Raw genomic sequence first — 23,035 nt, forward strand, 5'->3', positions numbered from 1 at the left:
GCACTGAGACGCAAGCCATCTTTCGGACGATTCTGCGCTCGATCTCCTCATCCTGACCGGCACGCGCTCGCAGGAGGTCCGACTCGCCACGTGGGACGAGTTCGATCTGGAAGAACGGCTCTGGACGATCCCCGCCGGGCACATGAAGCGAAGCAAGGCACATGTGGTCCCACTCTCCGAGGCGGCAATCGGCGTCCTTGCAAAGGCGGATGCATTCCGAGTCGAGGGAGCCGAAGTGGTCTTTTCGGGTGTAACGGGCAAAGCGATGTCCGACATGACGCTGCTCAAGGTGTTGCGGGACATGCAGGAGCCCTTTCACGTCCATGGCTTTCGCTCGGCATTCACGGACTGGGCAGCGAACGCGGGTTTTCCAAACGCGGTGGTCGAGGCCGCGCTTGCACACAAGACGCCAGACGCGGTTCAGGCGGCCTATCGCCGCACCACCTACCTGGGTACCAAAGAGGATCCCGGTATGCGAGTGAAGCTCATGGATGAGTGGGGCGCTTATTGCTCCGGCGCAGTCACAGTGAAGGAAGCTCTGGAGGCGGACGACTAGCGCGGCGTCCGCCGCCACCAGGCCACCTCTACCACTGGCGCGCATGGCCCTCGCCATGCCGCCTGCCTTCCGGCGAGGGTGGGAGGGGGAGGGAAAACCGCAAACCGATGCCCTGGCGCGGGCCAGCGGGCGTAAGCCCGCCACCCGGGGGCGTCTGTTTGCGGTTTCGGGAACGAGAGGGCGAAGCCCTTGGCGTTCCCGCGCAAGGATCGCGTCAGCGATCCGTACAAGAAACAGCACTCTTGCGACGGCGCGAAGCCGCCGGACGTCCTGCGCGCGCGATCAGTGCGCCAGCGGGCATCCGGCAATGAGAGAGGCAAGAGTGCCTGCGGGTTAGCTCAAAAACGCCGCGCCCTCAGGAGCGCGCAGCGCGGGACAGAGCGCGACTTCCGGAAACTCCCGCTCAATCTGATCCCGCTCCTGATCGTCACCCGAATGGGCCGGGCCTACAGGCCCGGTTCGCGCAGCGAATAGAGCAGGTCGCCCGCAAGGGCAGCCCTGAAATGCGATACTAGGACAACACGCCAAAAATCTGGAGCTTAGTCTGAGTAGGTTGTCGGACTGCTACCCGCCAATCCACCATAGGGAGCGCCAGAAAGCTTTGGGACGCCGGCTCCTTCTTATCCCCGGATGCACGTTGCCAATCCCCTATGTTCGCTATATGTTCCCCATCCACCCTGTTGCTGGGTAGCGCAAATAATCTAAGGTGATGCATCATGTTGGGGACGTCTCCGGAATTTTCAAAGAAGCGGTCAGGGGCCTATTTCACCCCCGGCAGCGTCAGCGAGTCTCTCGTTTGCTGGGCTTGCCAAAAGCCAAGCGATCGCATGATTGACCCCTCGTGTGGCGATGGCGCATTCTTGGCCAACCACCGCAATAGCGTCGGCATTGAGCAAAATCCGGTATCGGCTCATCTGGCAATCGAGCGTGCTCCTGGCGCGTTGGTGCACGAAGGCGATTTCTTCACATGGGCAATTGAAACCCATGAGCGCTTCGAATGTGCAGCCGGAAATCCTCCGTTTATTCGTTACCAGACTTTCAAAGGCGAAATGCGGCGCCGCGCACTCGATCTTTGCCTTGATCTTGGCGTCCGCTTCAGTGGGCTCACGTCATCATGGGCACCGTTTCTAGTTGCCACCGCCGGACTCTTGAAACGGGGCGGTAGAATGGCCTTCGTTGTGCCAGCCGAGATTGGCCACGCGCCCTATGCAGCACCGCTTCTCGAGTATCTCGTCGCATCGTTTGCCCGAGTGCAGATTGTGGCGGTGCGCAAAAAGCTATTCCCAACTCTCTCGGAAGACTGCTGGTTGCTTTATACCGAGGGCTTCGGGGGCAAGAGCGAAGCGATTGAGTTCACTATTGTCGACGAGTTCAAGTCAACGAAGTCTCCGCCGAAGCCAACAATACGGGTAAATCTCGACGAGTGGCGCGCGATCTGGAACCGACGGCTTCGTCCCTATCTGCTGCCCGTATCGGTTCGCAATCTGTATGCTGATACGCTCGACGATCAACAGACCCGCCGCCTCGCTGACTTTGCGAATGTCGGCATCGGTTATATCAGCGGCGACAACAACTTTTTCCACTTGCGCCCTTCGGATGCGGAACGGCTGAGTATCCCCGAAAGGTTTCTGCAGCCAGCAGTTCGCAACGGGCGGGCTATGCCAGAGCGGCAAATTACCAAAGCTACCGTTGAGAGCTGGAAGCGCAATGACGACCCCGTACTCTTGCTTCGGCTCACACGCGATCAGGAGTTGCCCATTTCAATCCGCGATTACCTCAACAGCAGCGCCGGACGAGCTGCGAGACAAGGTTATAAATGCCGCAATCGCGCGCCTTGGTATGCAGTCCCTGACGTCCAAATCCCCGACTATGTCCTCAGCTATATGTCTGGACGGCGCGCCAATCTCGTTCGTAATGCTGCCGGCGTTTCCTGCACGAACAGTGTTCATTCGATCCGGATTAGGGACAACGAGGCAGCGGCAAAGTATCTTGGACAATGGTCCTCGCCGTTTGTGCGTCTAAGCTGCGAACTCGAAGGTCACGCGCTAGGCGGCGGAATGCTCAAGCTTGAGCCACGCGAGGCAGGTCGCATCGTCTTCCCTTCTATCTCTACGTTCGGCCGAGAGCGAGACGAGGAACTCGAAGACGCAGTGAAAACAATGCAACGCTGGCGCCATTATGCTGACTGAAGGTTGGCCATTTGGAGGGGCATATTCGGTCGGATCCGCACGCTCTATAGCTTGGCAATCCCGGCTTTCTTTATTCAACAATTTGAACCGTGGAGGCCCAGCGAATGGCTGATTCGACGAAGTCGCAAGCTTGGGTGCTTTTTGACCGCATCGTTTCTGAGGCGGCACCGGACGGCGCGCATACCAACCCTTGGTTGAATTCCGCCAACGGCGAACTGCTATTTGAGCCTGACTATGCCACCCTCGAACGACTGCTTGGCGTTCCGCTCTACCTCAAAGCAAATACCCAGTCTGGTGTGCCAGCGCTCGCGCTCGACGTCTGGCTAAGCTACGAACTTCGCCGCGCTGGCTTCGACCGCGATCAGGTTTGGCCGCGCCCAGCAAACCCGCGTATCTTGCCTGCACCCGTCGCATCGCTGATTCAATCGCTTCCTATCAAGCTGCGTGAGCAAATCGTAGAACGTGTCGAGAGCAAGTCTTCAATTACCGGGGTGACCTCATCGTCGGCAGCGATCCTGGGCAAGAATTATCTCAAGCAGGTCGACGTGATCATGACAGATTGGGCCACAGGGCCCGAGATCCTGATATCGACCAAGCGTATGGATTCCTCCTACGGCAAGAACGCACCTAACCGTATCGAGGAATCATACGGCGACGCCAAGAATCTGCGGCTGCGCCACCCTCGCTGCGCTTGGCTTCATGTTCGGACTACGTTCTGACATTCTGCAGAAGGAACCAAGAACAGCCGACTGGCTCTTCGATCTTCTGGCGAAGCTTGGGCAGGAAGACGATGCTTACCATGCGACTTGCCTCATTCTGATGCAGTACGATGACCACGGGGCAGCGGCTGCAGACGAGATAGAGCCAGATCCTGAAGGCATACTTGAGCCAGGCGCTGAAGTGGTTGCAGATGAAGAAGAGTCAACCGCCGCGCCGACGTCAGATCAAGGCCAATCTGTCCCCGATTTGCCTCAAGTGACAATTTTGAAGGATCTCACGCCGGCCAACCTGTCACCGTCTCGTTTTCTGAATGCCATGGTGACGCGAGTTCTAGGCGCAACGCCCGTAAACATGCACGAGCTAGCTCGCCAACGCCGCGTTGAAGCTGCTCGAAGGACAACCTAGTCGACCATATTGCGGAGAGAACGCGATGGACATTATTCGATTACCCAAGGGAAAACCCGTTGCTTATCTCAAGCTTAGCAAGGGTTGGAATGGTCGGGTTCAATCAGGATTTATGCTTCAAGGCGCCATGTCCGGATTTTCTGAGAACGGAGAGTATGCGACTGTTGAGCTTGCTGAAGAGGCAGCTCTGAAGCATGCGGAGCAGCGCGACGCAGCTTTTATCATTATTGCTGATGAAACCTAAGCTGGCCTCGATATTCTCTGAATATTGAACCGGCAATCGTGCAGTTTATTTCAGGCCGGAACTTCCACACAATCGACCAGCAAAAGTTCGCGCTTCTCCTGGCCTTCTCCAAGAACAATGCGCCATCGAGTAAAGGCGGCCCTCGCACCGGTTTCGCACCCAGGCAGCTCGGTAATGATTGGAAGGCACATGGTTTGGCCTACTCGTTCACGCGCACTCCTGACCACTATTTCAAGTCTGTCCTGTGTGCGGATTAGCGAACCTAGCGCACGATTGCCGCTATCAGGATCATAGGCCGACGTTTCATCAAGCTCGATTGCGATCTGCGAAATCACGATACCCTTCAGAAAATAGGCGTCTTCCTCGTCATCGGGCTTCCCGTAGTGAAAGAATCGGAAACGATCTTCACCGGTCAGGAAAACGGCAAAAGTTCCGCGACCTTCCAACCGCAAAGGCAAGAAGCATCCTGAACGCTTATCGTGCGGGATCACCAATGACATGTGAGGCGCGCCGGTTAGCGCGCCTACAGTAAATTCAGCGGGTGATAGCATCGACCGCTCCTTTCAGTTGTGCTGCAAAGGCTCGATCAGCATTGCCCAGTAGTGCTCCGCTGCGCCTTCCTGAGAAAGCTTTGCTTCTTGCTTTCCGTTGATCGCAGCAGACATGCCAAAGCTTTTCAGAAAGAGCGATTGATCGTCCGCATCGACGGAAAGGGATTCGTTGAGCGTGTTGCTGGAATCCGTTTCACCATGAACGAAAGCAATGCCGTTCCCGGTGAACCCGCCGCCCAGGAAAATGGTGCAACGGGCGAGTGCCTTGCCATTTCGATAGACCGACGCGGTAAAGCGGTTTCCATCAACTCGGCGGAATACGCCTTCGATGCCGTCGTTGCGATCCTGCAATTCGGCTAGCGAGTTTTGAAAGTACCGAGCGATAAATTCGAAGCTTTCGACGCGGAATTGATCCTTCTGTCTCTCAGTGAATTGCTTCGCCAATCGCAGGTTGCTGGACCTCGGATTCGTTGCTTCGTTCGCCAACCTACCTTGCACTTGAACAGTCGGGTGTAGTTGAACGGACTGGGCGCCAGGCTCCAGTTTCTCAATCGCTTTTCGGATTGCTTTGGCCACTTCGAGGAAGGCCTGATCGCGGTCTGGCCACTGAGTAATGGGCTTTCCATCCGGAGGCGTTGCATTTATTTTACCGAATGGTGCGTGATGCCACTCGCATGCGCGTAGGATTACGGGAATTACGATTGCCTCGCCAGCCTCGTGGCGCTCCATGGCGCGAAGCATTTCGCGATCATAGCAGTAGTCTGAGGCGAGGAAATTAGGGCTTACCAGCAGCAGAATGATGTCGTCGTTTTCAACATGCTGCATGATTTCGGGATCGAATTCATCGCCTGCACCGATACGCCGGTCGTGCCAAACCTCAATCGCGCCTTGCCGCCTTAGCATCGCAAGCTGGGTTTCTAATTGATCGCGAAGATCTTCGTCTGCGTGCGAATATGAAAAGAACAGACTGGCCACTTCTCGCGCTTCCTCCCTGGTCGCCTTTGCACAATTTGGTATGAACGCCAATCATCACAAGATTGTATCCCGCCAATTTAAGCAGTTTGGTGAAATGAGCAGCAAACGTACGAGATCGGACCGATGGCAGACAGGCAGCTATCGGTTCGTAAATGCTGCATACCGTCCGTAGAGGGGCAAGCTTCGAGGTAGATAGTTTGAACGAAACACTCGGGGCGCACTGGGGCCATTCGCTCACGGCTCGGAAAGTTTCTTTAGGCCTGCATAGTGAAGTGGCGCGACGGCTTTGATCATGTCCAACAGATAGGCGGTATTTTTCTGGGCTTCCGATACCAAGGCCGGATCAAAGCCCTTTCCTGTGTGATGGGACAGGTCATTCGCGAACTTATAAATCGCAGTCTTTTTGTGGGGGTCGAAATCTGTTTCCTCCAACTTCAAATAGAGGCTCTTGCTGGACGGCGCATGAAAATCGAGGAAGGTCTCGAGAACCTTCCGGGCGATATTGGGTACATGATAGCAACCCAGGATCGTGCCGTCGGACTGAAAGGTATAGAGAACTTTGAAGAGGTAGTGATATTCCGTAGCGTGATCGACCAACAGCTTGTCCAGCGGCGCGAGACGGGCAGACCGACCATCGGCCGTCTCGGTGCAGAGAACCATCGTGAAGGTTTTGTCCGTTTTGGGACCGGGGATGTTTCTCACCCAGTTGATGAGCAGCCGTAGGAACTCAAAATTGTGAGTGAGGATGAAAAGCTGCTTCGCCCCCTGGACGCTATTCTTCAGAAACGAAAAAGCCTGATAGATCGCTGAGGCGTCGAGACTTGAGATCGGGTCGTCGATCACGACTATGCCTTCGGCGAGATCGAAATCCTGATCCTTGAGCTGCACCAGGAAATAGAGAAACGCGATTGCGGTCTTTTCTCCCTCGCTGAGGCGCTTGGCAGGCTTGCCACGTCTGAGCACGCGATAGCCATCCGCGCCGGATTCAAAGCGCAAATCGGTTCGCCCCAGAAATTGCTTCAGATGTTCGGTGAGGTTAGCTCCGCCCGCGTGCTCATTTGAGACCTTTGCCTGTTTGTCGATGATCGACTGCGACAGATCCGCAAGGCTGCGCTTGTCTGGAAGGCTTTCGCCGCCATTGGTGAGCAGATGAATCTCTGCTTTCAGCGCTGCGATTGAGTCGCTCTGCTCCTTCACCTGATCACTGATTGTCAGGAGGTAATGCGCTTCCACCGCATTTCGAGCATTGACCTTTTGAGCATCGAATACGCTCGTCTTTGCGTCATGGCGTTTCAGGATGTCTGCAACGGCCTGCAATGCTGCCGTTAATCGCTCCGTGCCAGACACCATCGTCGGCTCATAAGTGGTTGTGCGCTGGGTCAACTTGACCTTCAGCGCCACATCGATTTCGTCGAGTTTTTCGCTCAACAAGCTAGTCTGCTTGCTAACGGCTTCGATCGCGGTGTCGTAGTCCGCGCGGAGCTCAGAGTAGAGCGCGAGGCGATCGGGCAGCTTGAAGCGGCCGAGCGCCTCCCGGATTTCAGCAAGAAAAAGTCTCTCGGCTTCTATGTCTTCTTTGAGTTTCTGATCTTCGGTGCTGAAATGCTCCGCCAGGGCCTGCAAGCGGGTTGCAGGCAATGTCTGCTGGCAAAACTCGCAGCTCTCGGAACCGTGTCCTTTATGGAGCTTGATTCCAACCTCTACCCAGGCCGCAATGGCGGGTTTGCTCGCGAGCCTCTCGATGACTGCTGATTGCGCCGTTCTGTTTGTGAGTATGCCGGCTCGCTCGGCCGCCCCGCCAGCAGCGGCGACTACCCCAATCGGTGCAGTGCCATCCGGCTGTTGGATGATGGGTTGAGTTAGCGCACCGACGGTCGGCATTTCCTCTTGGTGAACGGTCGCTCGATGCGCCCCAAGCTCCTCATCACTAAGCGATTTTGAATCCTCTGTAAGCTTGGCGAAGGCGGCCTCAGCGTCTGGCTTCCGATATGTGCGAAGTGTCGAGCCACTAGTAGCCTCGCCAATCGTTTGAGCGATTTTGGAGAAGACTTTCCCTTTTTCGGCCTCTTGCTTCGTGAGAGCCGCATTCTGGGTTTGTAAGGTCGCAAGACGTCCATCGCGCGTTGCGATCTCCGCTTTCAGCTCCTCGGCGATCGTCTTATTCTCCTCGCCGAGTATGAGAATGTGGCGGAGCGGACCGTCAAAGCGCCCGATATTCGCGTCGACGAAGTCGCTGTTGAAGACGCGTACCTTGCGTAGATAATTTTGGCCGTGGGCCAGCGGGCCGGATTCCGTCTCCACACTGAATTCGAGCGCTGGATGATCGGGATGCGTTCCAGCCTGTAAGCAAGCCAGTAGGCGAGACAGCGTCGTTTTTCCTGAGCCATTCTCCCCGTAAATGATATTGAAGCGCCCAAAGTTCGGCAATCCAGCTGGCGCCGAATAATTGTCGAAGACACCAAAGCCTTTGATCTTGTTTATTTGGTTAAGCACTTGTCGCCTCCTATGCGCTAGCTAGCACAAGACGGTAAGGGTGCCCAAACGAATGGCGGCTGTCGAACATGCCGATAGAACAGCTCTCCGATTGATAATAGGGCGCTTTGCTGCTTGTCAGCTTTTCCCGGAGCCGCCGGACGGCTCCTGGGCCGGTAACAGACAGGCGGCTTTCGAGAAACTCAAGATGAATAGCTGACCTTCGTTACCGCCTTCCAAGCAGCAAACGTCGATCAAATTGTCGCTCCTTAAGCGGGGCGAAAAAGCGTCGGCGCTTGTCGGCAGCCACCGTTTTAGGCTCTTTGGTGTGCGGGTCAGGTCACGTCCTTACAGCGGCCGGTCAAGTTCCAATCCTTTGACAAATCCTTACGCTTCAAACGCCGATCTGCCGCCTCGTGGAATGAGCACCCGAGACATCTGGATATTCGGCTTTCACCTAGGTGCCATCATATTGAATGGCCGAAGCTATTCATGATACGCGCTTGCGCCCTCCCGCCGTGAGATTCCGATGCCGACCGAACCTTCCAACCAAACCATTGTGCTTAGCCTTTTGCGAGGCGCCGTTCCGGAAAAGGCCGATGAACTTTGCCGGCTGTGGGCCGACCACCAACATTCTGTTGAGATCGCCCCGAGCAGGGCTGGTCTGACATTGAACGCGACCAGCAAGCGGATCAAGTTCGACACCAAAACCTTGGATTTCTTCTGGCTGTTGGGTTTCGCCGCTTGGCGCGCAGTCGAGGTCTACGCCCCCGCGCTGGTCCTCGCCACCAGCACCGGCGTGTCGATCGACGCCGCGCTCAAGGCCGATCACGGTCGGGGCCAGTTCGAGTTCGATTTCAAGCAGCGAATCGCTGCCGCCCACAGTCTCCGGGAGGCAGGTAGTACCGCCGCCATCCAATGGCCGACAGACATTCCCCTGCCCACCGCTGACCGCGCCAGCTTGGGCGACGCGCAAGCAAAGGCGGCCTTCGACCTTGTCGGCCTCGCCTTCGCATTCGCGCTTCTCCACGAATTGAAACACGTCATGTTCCGCGCCGCCGGTGACGCGCCAACACCAGGCTATGAGGAAGAGATGGCTTGCGACACCTGGGCGCGCGAGACGATGACGAGCAATGTGGCCGAATATGCTGGTGCCCATGGCCACACTTTCGCGCAGGTCGCTCAGAAACGGGCCATGGGCATCGCCCTCGCGGCGATCATCGTCCACGCAATGACACCCACCCATGCACACTGGGGAAATGACGAATACCCGCCGATCGCCGAGCGCATCCGTGCCATGATCGATGGCCATAGCCTGTCGGAAGGGTCTCCATTCTGGACCTTCACCGCTTGCCTGCTCATCGCGATCATGCGCCAGGAGAGCCGGCCGCTTGATCTCGTCGCTACATCGGACAAGGCCGTGGTCGAGGGCCTTCTCGACCTGATCGGCTGAGGCAAACGCGGTATGCCGGTCTATTTCATCGGAGAAGAGGATAGCGGCTACTGCCGCATCAAGATTGGCGTCGCCAAGGACATTGAGAAGCGCCGCAACAACCTCCAGACCGGCAACCCCTCCGCGATCCGTCTCCTCGGGTGGATCAATACCGAGGAGACGTTCGAGCTGGAACGCCGCCTCCATCATCATTTCGCGGCGACGCGGGTCCGCGGTGAGTGGTTCGCGATCGAGCCGGCAGACATCCTGCCAATCCTTATGCGCGCCACCAGCGACGGCTTTGTCGCGAAGAATGCCGACGCCTTTGAGATCGTTGGTTATGACCGCGATGTCGTCCCCGAATATCTCGGCGTCTGGGAATGGGGCGATCTCGAGATCGACGAGTGCTGCCCCTTCTGCGGATGCCTTTGCGGCATGGCCTTTCAGGATGCCTCGCAGATGTATTACTGCATCAACTGCGACACGCTCACCGACTTTTCGGAGCTGAGCGGGCGCGACGATGAACCGGAGGACTGATCGATGGAAGGAGAAGCCAAATAGCGCAAGCGAAGCGTGGCTGGAGGCGCGAGCCCCCGGGTTTCAGGATCTACCCGACGACGACCGACGCGCGATCTTCGACTTCGCCTTCCTCTGGAGCCTGTTCGAGGCTGACATCATGGAGGAAAACGCCCGCGTCGATCGCATAACCGAGAAAGTCGATGCCTGGGCGGCTGCCGACGTACTGGGTGCGGACCTCTACGATGCACAGCTAGCCTATTTTCGAGACCGCTATTTCGCCGACGGCGAACTGACCCATCACTATCCGTTCCTCGACCTGCGCAAGTCCGACCACCCCGACCTTGTGGAAGCCGTTATCCTGGGTGCGAACAACGATCCGCGGGACCGCACTCTGGCTCTGCTGATGATTGTCTGGCGCCTGCGCAACAATCTCTTCCATGGCGCGAAATGGGCATATCAAATCAAGGGCCAACGCGAGAACTTTACGCAGGCGAATGCCGTCCTCATGCGCCTGCTCGAACGTCACGGACAGCTAGCCTGATCCATGCTTTCTAGAAACTACCCCTTTGAGTGGCAGGTTTCTACGTAGGCCATCAAGAACGCGGGTTCTCTGATGTGGATCCGCGAAGCGTCACTTTCGGGCGAAAGGCGGAATAGCCTAAGCGATCAGAGTGGGCGCTGACCTGAACGGCTTGAGGTGGGCCGGACTTAGGCCGACAGCGGACCGCCCGGTTCTAGCGAAGAGGGTATTGAAACAACGTCTCGATCAGCATCCGCTGCTTGTCATCCTGGAGGATCGAGACCCTCCGATCCTTACCGCTGGCTCGTCAGGCCGACTGGTGTTATCGCGGGCGCCGTGGGATCTTCCTTCGCATACGCGCTGTGAAACTGCGGCGTAAGAGCTAACGTCAACGCATATCATGCGCGCCGTGTCTTTTCGGTGGCCCGGGCGTGATTGGAAGGGGGATCCCATACCGTCAAATCCATTCGCCCCTCCCGTTCATGTCCCGATACCTCCAGAGTTGGTGAGCAAGGCGGCCTTGCTCGCGCATTGGGGAATGAACGAACGCGAACTGAAGAAAATTCGCTGGTATCGCCGGAAGATGTATCACGTCTTCGAACTTGAAAAGGCAGGCGGAAAACGGCGGCGGATACTCGCACCGGACAAGCGTCTTAAGCACTTGCAGCGTCGCATCCTCCCGCTCCTCAATCAGCTCTATAGGGTTCGCAATCCTGTCCATGGTTTCGTGAGTGGTAAGTCGGTCAAAACCAATGCCACAGCTCATCTGCGCCGGCGGAACATTCTCAATATTGACGTCCAAGACTTCTTCGGCACGATTACGGAAAACCGTGTCGTAGGCGTTCTGGAGGCCATCGGGGTGAGCCATGACGTCGCATCAACGATTGGCGTGGTATGCTGCTGCGAGGGCGCGCTTCCACAAGGTGCCCCAACGAGCCCAGTCCTGTCGAACATGATTTGCTTTCGACTCGATCGGGAATTGATGCATTTCGCAAAGAGCGCGCGTTGCATCTACACCCGCTATGCAGACGATATAACGTTTTCGAGCCACCAGCCCATAACAGCCGCTTTCGAAAGTGCCATTCCACCCAGCGGCAACTTCAAGCTCGAACTGCTCTCATCGCAGCTTCTCGAAATTTTCACTGCAAATGGATTTACGCTCAATCCGAGCAAAGTGCATTTTGCCGATCGTAATTCCCGGCGGACGGTTACAGGTCTGAAGGTGAATGAGTTGCTGAACGTCGATCGCCGTTTCGTGCGAAACCTTCGTGCTAAACTTCATTCATTCGAGAAGTTGGGGCCGATCGGTGCGCAGCAGCGATTTATTGACTTGGGCAATAGCGGCTCTCTTGCGCAGCACATCCGCGGTAAAATCGAATGGCTGGTCAATGTCAAAGGGGCGTATGATCCCGTCGTCCGCAGCATCATCGTCCGGCACAATATCTGCCTTCCATCTCAAGCGATACCGATCGAGCCAACCATGGAAGAACGCCGTGAGCGTGCAATCTGGGTGACCGAGTCCGACAATGAGCAAGGTTCCGTGTTCTTTCTAAAGGATGTCGGCCTGGTTACAGCTGCCCATTGTTTGGATGGACAAGGCCATATTGAGATCTTTCACCCGGCCAACCATGCAAATACCTTCGCCGCTACAGTCGCTCATGTCGATAATGCGCGCGATCTCGCAATCCTCTCGCACGACATTCCGGTAACAGAATATTTTGAGTTGGATCTTGGGGTCAGGGCTCCTGCGGTAGGCGATAAAGTCAACGCGCTAGGCTATCCATCCTGGGGATTTGGCGACCCCCTCAACATACGACCTGGTGTCGTCAGTACGCTAACCAAAAAAGCAGATGTGCGATTGATCGAAGTCACCCAAAAGCTCGCACAGGGCATGTCAGGAGGTCCTGTCACGAACGAATCTGGCGAAGTCGTTGGCATTATTCATAAGGGCGGTCCACAGGAGGGTCGGGATTTCGCTATAGATGCACGCGAGCTGCGACAACTTACCAACGTATGTCAATAACAACGTTTTTAATACTCGAGAAATTCTAAGGTTAGTGCGCGGACTAGCGGCTTGGGGCCGAGCGGAATGACTGGAATTTCAAAACCGAGGTTTGTACATTCCCTCTTCGATCTTGCGCTCAAACGCGGTAAAAGTTCGGCATGGCGGATGACATTGAATATCTGGCGAATTATAAGCCGAACCATCTTTACACCTACCCGGCGCAAAAGGGAGCGTTCGCTACGATCGTCGCAGAAAGCGAAGAAGACTTAGGGGAAGTCGAAATCACCCCACGCTGCAGACTTGCGGTGAAGGCATTCTATGTAAGCGATCGAAACGACTTCGGTTCGCTGAAGATCACGAAGCTCCGCTTTCACAAAACGCACGGCTGGCAGAGCGACGGCCACATCCAAGTGAACTATTGCCAAGCAGCCCAAATGGCGCAGCTCTTATCTATCATTTCGCACTTAGACTTGTCTGAAGCTACGAAGGCGAGGGTGTCACTGGAAAATGTTGACGTTGCTGCACTCGTTACGCTTCTAGCGACGGACAAGGGCGCGGCAATCGTAAAGGGCCTCGCCGAAACGCCGTCGCTTCATCAAGACATTTACGCTGTAGCAGCGAAGCGACAGGCGCTCGCCGAGTTCGAAGCGATGCTAGGTACAGACCACAGTGAACGCGAATGGCAAGCGTACTTCGAACGCAATCCGTGGGTGTTCGGACATGGTTTGAACTACGTCTTTTTGGACAAGGTAGGTCCGAAGCTAGAGGCGCGAACAACCGGCAATGCCTTCGACACGCCCGGCAAAACCGCCGACGCGCTTATGCGAACGCGGGCTGAAATCAGCCAATATGTCCTCATCGAAATCAAAAAGGGTTCAACGGACCTGTTGCGGAAAGATCCGTATCGAGCCGGATGTTGGGCCGTGTCTGACGAACTCTCCGCAGCCGTCACGCAAACGCAAAAGACCGCATTCCAGTTTAGTCGCGACCGCTTCCGGGACGTGCTGAAAGACGGCGACGGCAACGACACCGGCGAACTCGCCTATTCAGTGGAACCCCGCAGCTACCTTGTGATCGGCAACTTGGCCGAACTCCGCGGCAACGACCACAAAATCGCGTGCTTCGAACTCTATCGTCGGAATACTCGATCGCCGGAAATCGTCACATTTGACGAACTCTATCAGCGGGCACACTGCATCGTTGAGAACATCAGCGCGAAAGTCGAAGCTGACGCGAGAACCGAACCCGGCGAATGGGCCGCAAGTCAGACCTACGATGCTCTCGCATACGACAGCGACGACAAAATACCCTTCTAATCCGCGGGTGCTGTCTGTGGGTTTGTGGGGTTAAGCGCCGGGTTCGTCGCGTAATCGCCGAAGTGATCAAGAGCTCGCACGCGACACAGCGTAGCGGAAAATGAAACGAACTGTGAGCCGGCAAAAGCTGCCAACGTCGGGTACTGAATGAATGGCTGTTTTCGGGATCGCGCTTCGATTGGTTAAATGATCGACTTTGGGCGCATTCCAGACCGGCGGCAATTGGGCCGATAGCGGTCCGTCTGCTTCAGGGTTCGCGGATGCGCTAAACGGTCTTTCCGTAGACGACCCAAAAGCGGACATTCAGCTTGAGCGCTTGGATTTAGGCAGTCGCCCAAGAAGCTGCTTCGAGCCGTGAAGGTAAGAAGAGAAAGTGATTCCGGAGCCATCATTGAACCGGATGCGACAGTCACCGCGAAATTCGCTCACTTTGATGGACCGAATTTCCGTGAATTGCCAATTGCGGTCTTTGCCAAATGCGCGTCGAACTCGAAGCTGTTGCCCTTTCCATGCGATTGTCTGCGCATACGTAGTCCACCACAAATAAACCGTCATCACTGCGAGTGTGGTCAATAGAGCGGCAAGATATAGGTTTTGGGCGTCGGCGTCTGGCAACGACGATCCTCCGCTCAAAGCGATGTAAGCGAACAGAGAAGTGAGTCCGAAGCCCAGAATGAAAATGGCATGGAGAAGTAAACTGGGGTGAAGGGTCTTCCAGCCGTCCCTGCTTATCTCCGCAGCCTTTTGATTCCGAAGCGCCAGGGCGCAAAGGACCGCAGCAATAGCGCCGCCAATTAGACCAGTTATCCAAGGACTCATATCCCACGACCTAACACGAGAGTCTTCGATGTATAGGGTCCGCTTTCCACCCATAATCAGACCTTCGCGCATGGCGCGGCGATCGTTAGGAGCCGTCAGGCGGCTTCCGTGCTTTTTGGGCTGAAACCGGACTAGCCGGTAACTACGCCATTTCGGACGTTGCGGCTACATGGTAGATCATGCCGATGACAATTATCTTTTATGCTGCAATGGACGATTTGACGGACCTCTCGCGCCGTCTTTTCGAAGTGCCGGGCATTAAGCTTTTCGAAGAGTATTCCGCACCAGACCAACCGAATCTCTTTTTCAAGTCGCCCGATGAAATTTCGAGCTACCTATCCGAGGGTGCCAGATCATTCGCCGCATGGCCATCAGAGGTGGGTGGAGGCTTAACCCGGAAGAACGTTGCCTTCAGCAGGGAGTATCGGGAGGAGATAGGCAAGAAGGGTTGGACGATCCTCGAAAGCCCGGCGATCATCAGAGTGAACGCAACTACCGATGTTGAAAGGTGCCTCAATCCCTATTCCATGTCTTGCTGGACAGAGAAGGGTGCGCGACAACGATCAATATTCAACGAAGAAGTGATTGAAAGAGTCGATTGGTCGAAATTGAGGTCCATCGTGGGGAGCGTGGAAAGGTGGATCAAGAAGTGTTCGCCGGTTGCGTTGAACTCTCATCCTATCATGCCCGCAGCGCACACAGAGCTTAATGAAGGCAACGCGGTTCTTTGGAACTTCGGCGAGAGGATCGGACCCTCTCGGCTAAATGCGATGTAGGCACATGGCAGCTAACCACCCAAATCTCGCAGTGCCGATCCCGCCGGGCGACCTTCAGAACGGCCAGGCAGCTTCGGCTTGGTCACTGCCGAAACCCGCCTTTCTGCTGCCGACCCGATTGCTGACGTTTCAGGGCTAGCAAACCTCAGTCTCGCGTGCCTTCTCCTGCGTCGGACCCAAGGAAGATCACATTCAGCCAGTCGATGAGTTTCAGCATCCAGTGCCAAGCTAGCCAAAACAAGAAGCCGAAGCCTACCATGCCTAAACCAAGCAATGCATCTTCGCTGCTGTAACCCCATCCGAACTGCCAAACGCTATCCGCAGCAGCAGCGATCGTAAACAGGAGCGCGAGCCCTATCCAGATGGGGATAAAGATGCGGCCGAACCGACGATTGAAGCGCGTCATCCGGCCCGCCCTTGATACGTATGACATACCTTCATACTAATAGTCTTGGTTTCCGCTTTCCACCCATAATCAGACCTTCGCGCATGGCGCGGCGATCGTTAGGAGCCGTCAGGCGGCTTCCGTGCTTTTTGGGCTGAAACCGGACTAGCCGGTAACGACCCGAAAGGCGACGTTTGCCTCTGGCTACTTTGGATGCCATTCACTTTGACGCAGGGTGAGGCGATTTTGGATCGCGCCGTAGAGGAGGTCAGAATTGTTCATTGTCAGATCGTTGGCTTTAGCGACAATTCCACTGACATTCGCCGCCGCAGCAGCTTCCCCGGAAGTGGCGCCACCGCCGGTCCTGAAACAACACATTGCCAACGAAGAGTTTTCGCCCCCGGACTTTGCATGGATGCGTGGTGCGTTTGCTAATGCGACTGTCATTGAACGGACGGAGTATGAGGCAATCCAATCGTGGCTAGAAGAATGCGCGCGTTCAGCCGCCGAAGAAACTAGGAAAAAACTGATCGAGATGGGTGTTAAGGAGACGCCATCAAACGCCCCCGTCAGCTATCCGGTGTGCGAACAGGTTGCGGCAAAGCCGGAACCCGAGGCGTATGACGACTTCGAAGATTTCTCATCACATTATATAACAACGCGCCCAATCTTCGATGCTTTAGTCGCCGCCACAGAATTAGCCGAAAACAATATCCATCGACGTAGCGGCTCATTAGCAGAGGATCTGCACCAACGGGTAATTGCGGATCAAGTCTATCGCAATGCTTTGTCCTGGGCTTGGTCGGAAACTCCGAGAGATGGAGTCCCTCACCTAGCGCCAAAGCAGAAACCAATATTCCTTGCATTGCTGCGCCGAGAACTCGCGGTTCGTGACAGGGCTAACACTGAATGGCTGAAAGAAATTGTAGCTGATCAGGGTTGGCCAACGATATCTAAAGTCGGCGTGGACGCATCTGCGAAAGCATGGCTTTTGGCCCAGCACGCAGATCGTGATCCCGTATTTCAGCTTCAAGCACTTAGGTTGATGGAGCCTCTCGTCGAGCGAGGAGAGGTGTCAGCAAAGAATTACGCATACCTCTATGATCGTGTCATGCTGAAACTTGTAGGCGAGCAGCGATACGCTACACAAGTCTACTGCAAGGGCGGTGAGCGCGTGCCTCAGCCCCTTGAGGATGAAGAGAAGATGCCAGAGCAACGCGAAGCGGTCGGACTGGTCTCGTTCGAAGTTTACCTCTCCTACTTCTCTTCGCCATGTCCTGCAGAGTAAGCCCTGAGATAAACGCCCTCTTTCGACCCAGTTCGCGCCCGAATTGCCGAACTAGCGATGTGCCGGGAGCGGACCCGCAGCTAATGTCCCGATTGCTAACTTTTCTGCTTCGTCCATTCGAACGTTCTTAAGCAAAGCTTCCAAACACCGTCATTTGGAATAAGATCGTTCGTAGATTCCTGCATCACCCGCCCTCCTTCCACTGAAATTGCATGCGTATCCGGCTCGAGTTTCGCTGTATGTTTGAAGAGCCAAGAAGGTGCCTCCCCGACGGTTTCCACGGCAGATATCTGAAACGATTGCAGATCTAGGAAATACACTGGCGTGTGATTGGGACGACGATCTTTGACATAACCAAGACAGCCAATGATGTAGATGCCGTTTCCGACCTTGGTTGCGGTATGAAAGTCAGTCGGTTGAAAGACCTCTTCAGGATAACCGTATAGCGTGATTGAGCCGTCAGAACGCGCGACAACCACGTCATTGTAGATATAGAAATCGGGGTCGTAGAAATCCTCGTACTCACCGCCGATGAGAACGCTAGAGCCATCATCTAGTGCTGTTCTCGATTGTCCGAACCGTTCTCCGAAATTCCAGCCGGGTTTGCGCCTCCGACCAATTCCCGCCGCCATGTGTGCAACTTCTGGACTAAGCCCAGTTTCAATCAGCCATGCCCAAACGGGATTGGTCAAGACTTCGGGGTTAAGTTGACCTCGCCTTGGGGCCGCCCAACTGACGAACTCTGACTTGACGATCGAAGGAACCTGCATGTTCTCGGTGCTCGCGCCAAGATGATCCGGAAGGCATGTTCGCATATGTTGGCCCCGAGCATCTCGAGTTGTCCGCTTCCGCCGAACAGAGCCTGCGAGATGATCGCTACGAAATCGATGCATGGAATAGCGGGCGGATGCTTTGTTTCAACGAGCGATATCCCATGCCCACCGATGAAGAACACTCGGCCATGATCAAAGATATGGTTGCCCGGTCGGTTGACCAGGCTCGCCCGTCAGAGTGATCACGATCCAAGCAAAATCAGTCCGAGAGCATCATCCAGGATTGGCTGCAGTCGATCAGTGACATGCTTTGGTGCCGTCAGGTTCTCATTCTGGGGGTCGCGCCGCAATTGTCTGAACGCTTTGTTAGAGCACGACTAGACAGCTGAAATGGCAACTCCGAATTGCAGAGCGATGCAGCCAAACTGCATCCGCTCTGCAATCCATTCTGGGGTGGTGAACATAGAGAAACCGCCCGGACTGCGGATTGGCAACCACCCGAATGCGATCAATCCCGCCGTCCGATTTTGGCAATCCGGCTCGGTGGTGCTGAGGCAGGAAGGGATGGCAAGATAAAAGCACCGCCGTCGGTCGGGGTGCAGGTGGTTGGTTTTTTTATATTTTAACCGATGGCTTGCTGCTCATACCGCCGCTGTCGGCCAGGATTGTCCTTGTTTTTCAGTATCAAACGCGACGGCGCTCAGCAATCCGGGCGCGCTCACCAGGCTCCGCGCTGCGCAAGAGGTGATCCGTTTGCACGCCGAGCGATGCAGGATAGTCCGCTTCTCCCATCTTTGACCTCTTGTCGGGGGAGCTTCGCGGGATCGCCAGCTCTGGCGAACAATCGTCATGTGGCGGGAAGCGCCGTCCTCGTTCGATAATAACGTTGATGGCGAGCCGGCCTGCTCCCTTCCATGTCCCCCAGGTCGGTCCGTCATCACCAGGCAGATGAAAGGACCGACCGCGATGCCAGCCGCAGACACGACAGAGCATCTTCACGAGCAACAGGAACGCCGCCGGATCGAGCCTATTGCTCTGCGTGTGCCGGATGCCTGCCTCTACCTCGGTATCGGGCGCAGTACTCTCTACTTGCTCATCGGTGAAGGTGAGGTCGAGATCGTCAAGCTGGGGAGTTCGACGCTGGTCCTGACCGAAAGTCTCAGATCGCTTGTCGAGCGCAGGCGCATCCGCGCCGACGACCCCGCAACAGTTGACGGGGAATGACCATGCATCCCGATCTCATGAAAGCTGTCATACTTGCTGCAGTCACCCGGATGTCGGACCATGCAAAGCGTCAACTGGTTTCATCGGTTCAGAAGCGTCGCGAGCGGGCCGAGGAAGCGCTAGCTGCCGGCATAGTCGTGGAGCTTTCGCGACGATCTTAGCGTTTGAGTTCGATGGCAGCTTTGCGCCCTAATATCGGTCATTCGGGCTGTCGCTACGCGATCCTAAAAGCAGCCATTCGTTATCTACCTCGGCCAACTCCGGCCGAGGAGAAAGACAATGGGATATTCTAACTATGATAGCGCGGGACTAGGACGAGCAGCATGGAATGCTGGAAAGACTGTCGGGACAAAGCGACCGCTCACCCAGAAGCAGATTTGGGCGATCCGGTTCTTTTTGGATCGAGAGGGGCGGTTGCGGGATCGAACGCTGTTTGACTTGGCAATCGATAGCAAACTGCGAGGCTGCGATCTGGTCAAAATCAAGATCGGCGATGTGGTCGCAGGTGCCGACATCAGGAACCGAGCCACCGTAGTTCAGCAGAAGACCAATCGGCCGGTTCAATTCGAACTTACCAGCGATGTAAGAGCAACACTAATTTCTTGGCTGGAGAGGCGAGGAGGTAGCCATGCCGACTTCCTGTTTCCCAGCCGCATCGACCGCAATCACCACATGAGCACGCGGCAATACGCTCGGCTCGTTGATGAATGGGTGACAGCGATTGGCTTACGCAAAGCCGAATATGGAACGCATTCTCTACGACGGACCAAGGCCGCGATGATTTACCGGGCAACCGGAAACATTCGCGCGATCCAAATCCTCCTCGGCCATACGAAGATCGAGAACACGGTTCGTTATCTCGGAGTAGACGTTGAGGACGCTTTGCTCTTGGCCGAGCGAACAGAAATCTAACGCGAGAGCGGTCATTCAACACTTCCGAATGGCCGCTCTTTGGAAGCTCGGCTGCGACGCCGGACGTCCGCAATTGGGTGGAAAGCGGTCATCGGCATGATAGTGACCTGCGATGCGCACAATCTTGAAGAACCTGTTGGACGCTCTTGGAAACATACATCTTGACTCGCCTCCGCTGACTGCATTTTGTAGCCCCGGCTTGTTGCGCGCAGGACCGCCTTGGGCTTGGTTTCGCCGCGCTCTGCCATGCGCCTGACGGTGTCATAGGTAAGGACCGAGATTCGATTTTGTTCGCCGAAACTCGCGAGGCGCTGCCTCCGTCGCTGATGGTTTTCGAGCTCATCTGATCGTCCGATGATCAGCATGTAACGCACCGATAGCCTGTTATTCGCCATTTGCGGCGGAACTAGAAGCGGGCGCAATCGGTCACGAATTTGATCGAGATGGCTCTCGACATAATCCCGTCAGACGCCGATTTGCGCGACAGCGTCATTGAAATCCGATGTGAACGCTTCGTTCTTGCTGGATGGCTTGAAAATGCGCTTGCTGCTATCCTCCAGCTCGACGAGCGTCAGCTCCCACTCAACACTGGTTTTGGCGAGATAAGCGTAGTCGCATGCCCGGTCACCGATCGGGAACTTGGCGATGATGCTCTTCAGGTGAAGGCCCCGCGAGAACGAATTGGGCGCGGGCATATATGCCGTATGGGCTTCCATAAAAGCCTGAATAGCATTCTCATTCGCTTCCTGAGTGCTAATCAACTCAAGGAACTTTGCCAAATGGTCTGGCTCTTTGTCGGTCATCAGATCGTGCCCCCAAAGGTAATTTCAGGAGCGGTCAGATAGCAGCTTCCCTAAGCTTCGCCAGCCGCTCGGAACACACTTCGTGCACGACGCGGCCAAGCTCCTCGACCTGTTCACCGAGCCATTCGAGCTCTTCCCTCGTGATCCGGTAGTGTTTCGAATAGCGCGCCTTGACGTAGGCCTCCTTCAGCTTCTCGAAGCGCGCGCGATCACGCCTGGTTTCGCGCGGCCAGACATGCGTCAGGCGCGCATCGATGCGTTCGGCCTGGGTGCGCAGGAAGCCGAGATTGTGCACGTGCGGGGTGTAGAACGTGCAGACCAGCAAGACACAGTGATAAAGGCTCTCCGTCGCTTGATGCAAATTGAAGGCCGCTTTCTTGGTCCAGCCCTTTTCCATCGTGAAGCGTGCGGTCTCAAGTGACTGCTGCCCGCTGGGTAGCCACTCGTCGAAGTACTCCTGCGCCATGGCGAGTGCCTGGGCCGGGGTCTTCGGTTTCGGAGTGTGAAGTTCGGTATCGTCGAACTGATAGAGCGCGACCCCTTCCTCCTTCACATCCATGAAGAAGTAGCGTCCGTGCGCGAGACCGTCGTTCACCTCCTGCAGCGTGTGGACGATGAAATTGACCGGCGTCTTGAGCGTCCCGGTCACGCCGTACTCGCGCATCAGCCGGTCGTCGAGCTTGGCCCAGTACTTGACCCTGTCGGTCAGCCGATTGTTGTTGACGATGATCAGCAGGTCGAAGTCCGACTGATAACCCTTCGCCGTATGCGGTTCGTCGACCCAGGTGCCCCGCGCGTAGCTGCCGTACAGGATGACCTTGAGGATGCGCCCGGCCTTCTTCCACTCGTGCCTGGCAAGCGCGAAGGCGTCGTCGAATTCCTCGAAGATCAGCTGCACCACGCGCTCGAGTTCACGCTGCTTTTGCGGTGGGAGATGGTCGAGATCGGTCTTCATCATCCGACACCTAGCAAGGTGCTGGAATGGTTGCACCTGTCGATCAAATTTCGTCCGCAATGTCTTCTCATCGGAATCGTTGAGTCAGCGTTAGCATCGGACGTCAATACCAAGAACTGGGGATGGGGCTAAATTAAGCTCCCAAACCGACCTTGCAGTCAGGTTCTCGACGGCCGGGAGCGATGCCTGTAAGTGGGGTTCGGTAGGTCTCGACCGACCCCAAAAATCGCATGTGGGCGGATCGCGATAGCTCGAAATATTCAGCTTAATTGTCAAAAAGCTGAATCGAACAAGGCTTATATGAACAAAAATGTGGGGGAGAGTGTGGGGGAGCGTTTACGCTTCCTCTGAATACTAAAACAATTTCAAAACTTTATTTGCGAAGTTCGATTCAAGCCCTGCCACCACCGCCACCCTCTACTAAATGACAAACCGGCCCGCGGGGCTCGGCGGTCAGCTCGCGCGCGCCTTGAGGTCGGGTAGATCCTGCAGGACGATTTCGCGGCGCGAGGGCAGGTCGATGACGCCCGCATTGCGCAGCCGGGTCAGTTGCCGGCTCACCGTTTCGATGGTCAGGCCCAGCACATCGGCGATCTGCTGCCGAGAAAGCGGCAGCGGGACGTGGGTGCCTGCGCGGGCTTTGGCGTTGCCCAGCCGTTCGCCGATCTCCAGGAGAAAGCTGGCGACCTTCTGTTCGGCAGTCATCCGTCCCAGCAGCAACATCCAGCGCCGGCTGCGATCGAGTTCGGTCAGCGTTCGTTCGAGCAATTTGTGTTCGAGCCGGGGGTGATCCCTGGCGAAGCGTTCGAAATCTTTCCGTTCGAAGACGCAGATGACCGTGTCGGTCAGCGCCTCGACCCCATAGGGCGAGGTTTCGCCGAAAGGCCGGCCGAGGAAATCCGAGGGATAGACGAGCCCGAGGATCTGTTCCTTGCCATCGGACAGATGCGTCGAGAGCTTGAGCATGCCTTCGATGACGTTGGCCACCAGCACGGCCTCGTCGCCTTCCCACATCAGCTGCTCGCCTGCGACCAAATGGCGCCGTCGGCCAATGCCGTTGAGCAGGCCGATCTCGCGATCATCGAGATCGGCACAAATCGCGCGATTGCGGATCGCGCAGGCATCGCAGAAGCTGGTCGGACGGCTAAGGGACAGTTCGGGCATGCGGCTGCGGTATCGAGTCGCCGTGTCATTGC

General features: G+C 56.1%; 24 protein-coding genes and 1 pseudogene. 16 read left to right on the plus strand and 9 right to left on the minus strand.

The genetic code is table 11. The annotated features are described in order from the left end of the window. Positions 1-52: 52 nt before the first annotated feature. The 6 genes from WKH79_RS01865 (at position 53) to WKH79_RS01890 (ending at position 4,114) form a co-directional block, all read left to right on the plus strand. Positions 53-556, plus strand: a complete 504-nt coding sequence (locus tag WKH79_RS01865) for a site-specific integrase (RefSeq protein WP_341860081.1) — start codon at positions 53-55, stop codon at positions 554-556. 189 nt (positions 557-745) lie between these two features. Then, entirely contained in the window at positions 746-1,030 is a 285-nt protein-coding gene (locus WKH79_RS01870) for a hypothetical protein (protein ID WP_341859426.1), read from the plus strand. 242 nt (positions 1,031-1,272) lie between these two features. Beyond that, positions 1,273-2,745, plus strand: a complete 1,473-nt coding sequence (locus tag WKH79_RS01875) for an N-6 DNA methylase (protein ID WP_341859427.1) — start codon at positions 1,273-1,275, stop codon at positions 2,743-2,745. A 104-nt stretch (positions 2,746-2,849) separates the two neighbouring features. Next, positions 2,850-3,464 carry a hypothetical protein gene (locus WKH79_RS01880; protein ID WP_341859428.1) on the plus strand — a complete coding sequence of 205 codons (615 nt, stop codon included), beginning with the start codon at positions 2,850-2,852 and terminating at the stop codon, positions 3,462-3,464. Further along, positions 3,445-3,870, plus strand: coding sequence for a hypothetical protein (locus WKH79_RS01885; RefSeq protein ID WP_341859429.1), 426 nt, complete (start codon positions 3,445-3,447; stop codon positions 3,868-3,870). Before WKH79_RS01880 ends, WKH79_RS01885 begins: the two co-directional genes overlap by 20 nt. A 25-nt stretch (positions 3,871-3,895) precedes the next feature. Further along, entirely contained in the window at positions 3,896-4,114 is a 219-nt protein-coding gene (locus WKH79_RS01890; protein WP_341859430.1) for a hypothetical protein, read from the plus strand. 50 nt (positions 4,115-4,164) lie between these two features. Here the strand turns inward: WKH79_RS01890 and WKH79_RS01895 are convergent, their stop codons facing one another. The 3 genes from WKH79_RS01895 to WKH79_RS01905 form a co-directional block, all read right to left on the minus strand. Then, the gene (locus WKH79_RS01895; protein ID WP_341859431.1) at positions 4,165-4,665 is read right to left on the minus strand and encodes a hypothetical protein; all 501 of its coding nucleotides are present in this window, start codon (positions 4,663-4,665) and stop codon (positions 4,165-4,167) included. A gap of 12 nt (positions 4,666-4,677) precedes the next feature. Then, positions 4,678-5,640 carry a toll/interleukin-1 receptor domain-containing protein gene (locus tag WKH79_RS01900; RefSeq protein WP_341859432.1) on the minus strand — a complete coding sequence of 321 codons (963 nt, stop codon included), beginning with the start codon at positions 5,638-5,640 and terminating at the stop codon, positions 4,678-4,680. 234 nt (positions 5,641-5,874) lie between these two features. Next, on the minus strand, positions 5,875-8,133 hold the full coding sequence (locus WKH79_RS01905) for an AAA family ATPase (protein WP_341859433.1): 2,259 nt from the start codon (positions 8,131-8,133) through the stop codon (positions 5,875-5,877). Positions 8,134-8,641: 508 nt separating this feature from the next. Between WKH79_RS01905 and WKH79_RS01910 the strand changes: the two genes are divergently transcribed. The 5 genes from WKH79_RS01910 to WKH79_RS01930 all read left to right on the plus strand — a co-directional run bounded on the left by WKH79_RS01910 (position 8,642) and on the right by WKH79_RS01930 (position 13,904). Further along, entirely contained in the window at positions 8,642-9,565 is a 924-nt protein-coding gene (locus WKH79_RS01910; protein ID WP_341859434.1) for a phage exclusion protein Lit family protein, read from the plus strand. 12 nt (positions 9,566-9,577) lie between these two features. Further along, positions 9,578-10,081, plus strand: a complete 504-nt coding sequence (locus WKH79_RS01915; RefSeq protein ID WP_341859435.1) for a GIY-YIG nuclease family protein — start codon at positions 9,578-9,580, stop codon at positions 10,079-10,081. Continuing rightward, positions 10,065-10,604: a hypothetical protein gene (locus WKH79_RS01920; protein ID WP_341859436.1), complete on the plus strand. Its 540-nt coding sequence runs from the start codon at positions 10,065-10,067 to the stop codon at positions 10,602-10,604. Before WKH79_RS01915 ends, WKH79_RS01920 begins: the two co-directional genes overlap by 17 nt. Before the next feature lie 484 nt (positions 10,605-11,088). Next, positions 11,089-12,606, plus strand: coding sequence for a trypsin-like peptidase domain-containing protein (locus WKH79_RS01925; protein ID WP_341859437.1), 1,518 nt, complete (start codon positions 11,089-11,091; stop codon positions 12,604-12,606). A 140-nt stretch (positions 12,607-12,746) separates the two neighbouring features. Beyond that, positions 12,747-13,904 carry a Shedu immune nuclease family protein gene (locus WKH79_RS01930; protein ID WP_341859438.1) on the plus strand — a complete coding sequence of 386 codons (1,158 nt, stop codon included), beginning with the start codon at positions 12,747-12,749 and terminating at the stop codon, positions 13,902-13,904. A 303-nt stretch (positions 13,905-14,207) separates the two neighbouring features. On the opposite strand, the gene WKH79_RS01935 is transcribed toward WKH79_RS01930, so the two are convergent. Next, positions 14,208-14,795 (minus strand): hypothetical protein, encoded by a 588-nt coding sequence (locus WKH79_RS01935; protein ID WP_341859439.1) that lies wholly within the window; start codon positions 14,793-14,795, stop codon positions 14,208-14,210. Positions 14,796-14,902: 107 nt separating this feature from the next. Between WKH79_RS01935 and WKH79_RS01940 the strand changes: the two genes are divergently transcribed. Further along, entirely contained in the window at positions 14,903-15,499 is a 597-nt protein-coding gene (locus tag WKH79_RS01940) for a hypothetical protein (RefSeq protein ID WP_341859440.1), read from the plus strand. A 145-nt stretch (positions 15,500-15,644) separates the two neighbouring features. Here WKH79_RS01940 and WKH79_RS01945 read toward each other — a convergent pair whose 3' ends face one another. Then, positions 15,645-15,905 (minus strand): hypothetical protein, encoded by a 261-nt coding sequence (locus WKH79_RS01945; protein ID WP_063535279.1) that lies wholly within the window; start codon positions 15,903-15,905, stop codon positions 15,645-15,647. 253 nt (positions 15,906-16,158) lie between these two features. Between WKH79_RS01945 and WKH79_RS01950 the strand changes: the two genes are divergently transcribed. Then, positions 16,159-17,172: a DUF6624 domain-containing protein gene (locus tag WKH79_RS01950; protein ID WP_341859441.1), complete on the plus strand. Its 1,014-nt coding sequence runs from the start codon at positions 16,159-16,161 to the stop codon at positions 17,170-17,172. 95 nt (positions 17,173-17,267) lie between these two features. Here WKH79_RS01950 and WKH79_RS01955 read toward each other — a convergent pair whose 3' ends face one another. Continuing rightward, positions 17,268-17,864 carry a hypothetical protein gene (locus WKH79_RS01955; protein ID WP_341859442.1) on the minus strand — a complete coding sequence of 199 codons (597 nt, stop codon included), beginning with the start codon at positions 17,862-17,864 and terminating at the stop codon, positions 17,268-17,270. 113 nt (positions 17,865-17,977) lie between these two features. On the opposite strand from WKH79_RS01955, the gene WKH79_RS01960 reads away from it, so the two are divergent. The 3 genes from WKH79_RS01960 (at position 17,978) to WKH79_RS01970 (ending at position 20,081) form a co-directional block, all read left to right on the plus strand. Then, positions 17,978-18,187, plus strand: coding sequence for a hypothetical protein (locus WKH79_RS01960; RefSeq protein ID WP_341859443.1), 210 nt, complete (start codon positions 17,978-17,980; stop codon positions 18,185-18,187). A 724-nt stretch (positions 18,188-18,911) separates the two neighbouring features. After that, positions 18,912-19,169, plus strand: a complete 258-nt coding sequence (locus WKH79_RS01965) for a helix-turn-helix domain-containing protein (RefSeq protein WP_341859444.1) — start codon at positions 18,912-18,914, stop codon at positions 19,167-19,169. A gap of 279 nt (positions 19,170-19,448) precedes the next feature. After that, positions 19,449-20,081, plus strand: coding sequence for a tyrosine-type recombinase/integrase (locus WKH79_RS01970; protein WP_269420783.1), 633 nt, complete (start codon positions 19,449-19,451; stop codon positions 20,079-20,081). Between the two features lie 11 nt (positions 20,082-20,092). Here the strand turns inward: WKH79_RS01970 and WKH79_RS01975 are convergent. The 3 genes and pseudogenes from WKH79_RS01975 to WKH79_RS01985 all read right to left on the minus strand — a co-directional run bounded on the left by WKH79_RS01975 (position 20,093) and on the right by WKH79_RS01985 (position 23,003). Next, a pseudogene (locus WKH79_RS01975) lies at positions 20,093-20,884 on the minus strand (Shedu anti-phage system protein SduA domain-containing protein). 34 nt (positions 20,885-20,918) lie between these two features. Next, positions 20,919-21,839 carry a HEPN domain-containing protein gene (locus WKH79_RS01980; RefSeq protein WP_341859445.1) on the minus strand — a complete coding sequence of 307 codons (921 nt, stop codon included), beginning with the start codon at positions 21,837-21,839 and terminating at the stop codon, positions 20,919-20,921. Positions 21,840-22,292: 453 nt separating this feature from the next. After that, positions 22,293-23,003, minus strand: coding sequence for a Crp/Fnr family transcriptional regulator (locus WKH79_RS01985; protein ID WP_341859446.1), 711 nt, complete (start codon positions 23,001-23,003; stop codon positions 22,293-22,295). Between the last annotated feature and the right edge of the window lie 32 nt (positions 23,004-23,035).

Source organism: Qipengyuania sp. GPGPB31, assembly GCF_038396345.1.
Taxonomy (GTDB): Bacteria; Pseudomonadota; Alphaproteobacteria; order Sphingomonadales; family Sphingomonadaceae; genus Qipengyuania; species Qipengyuania citrea.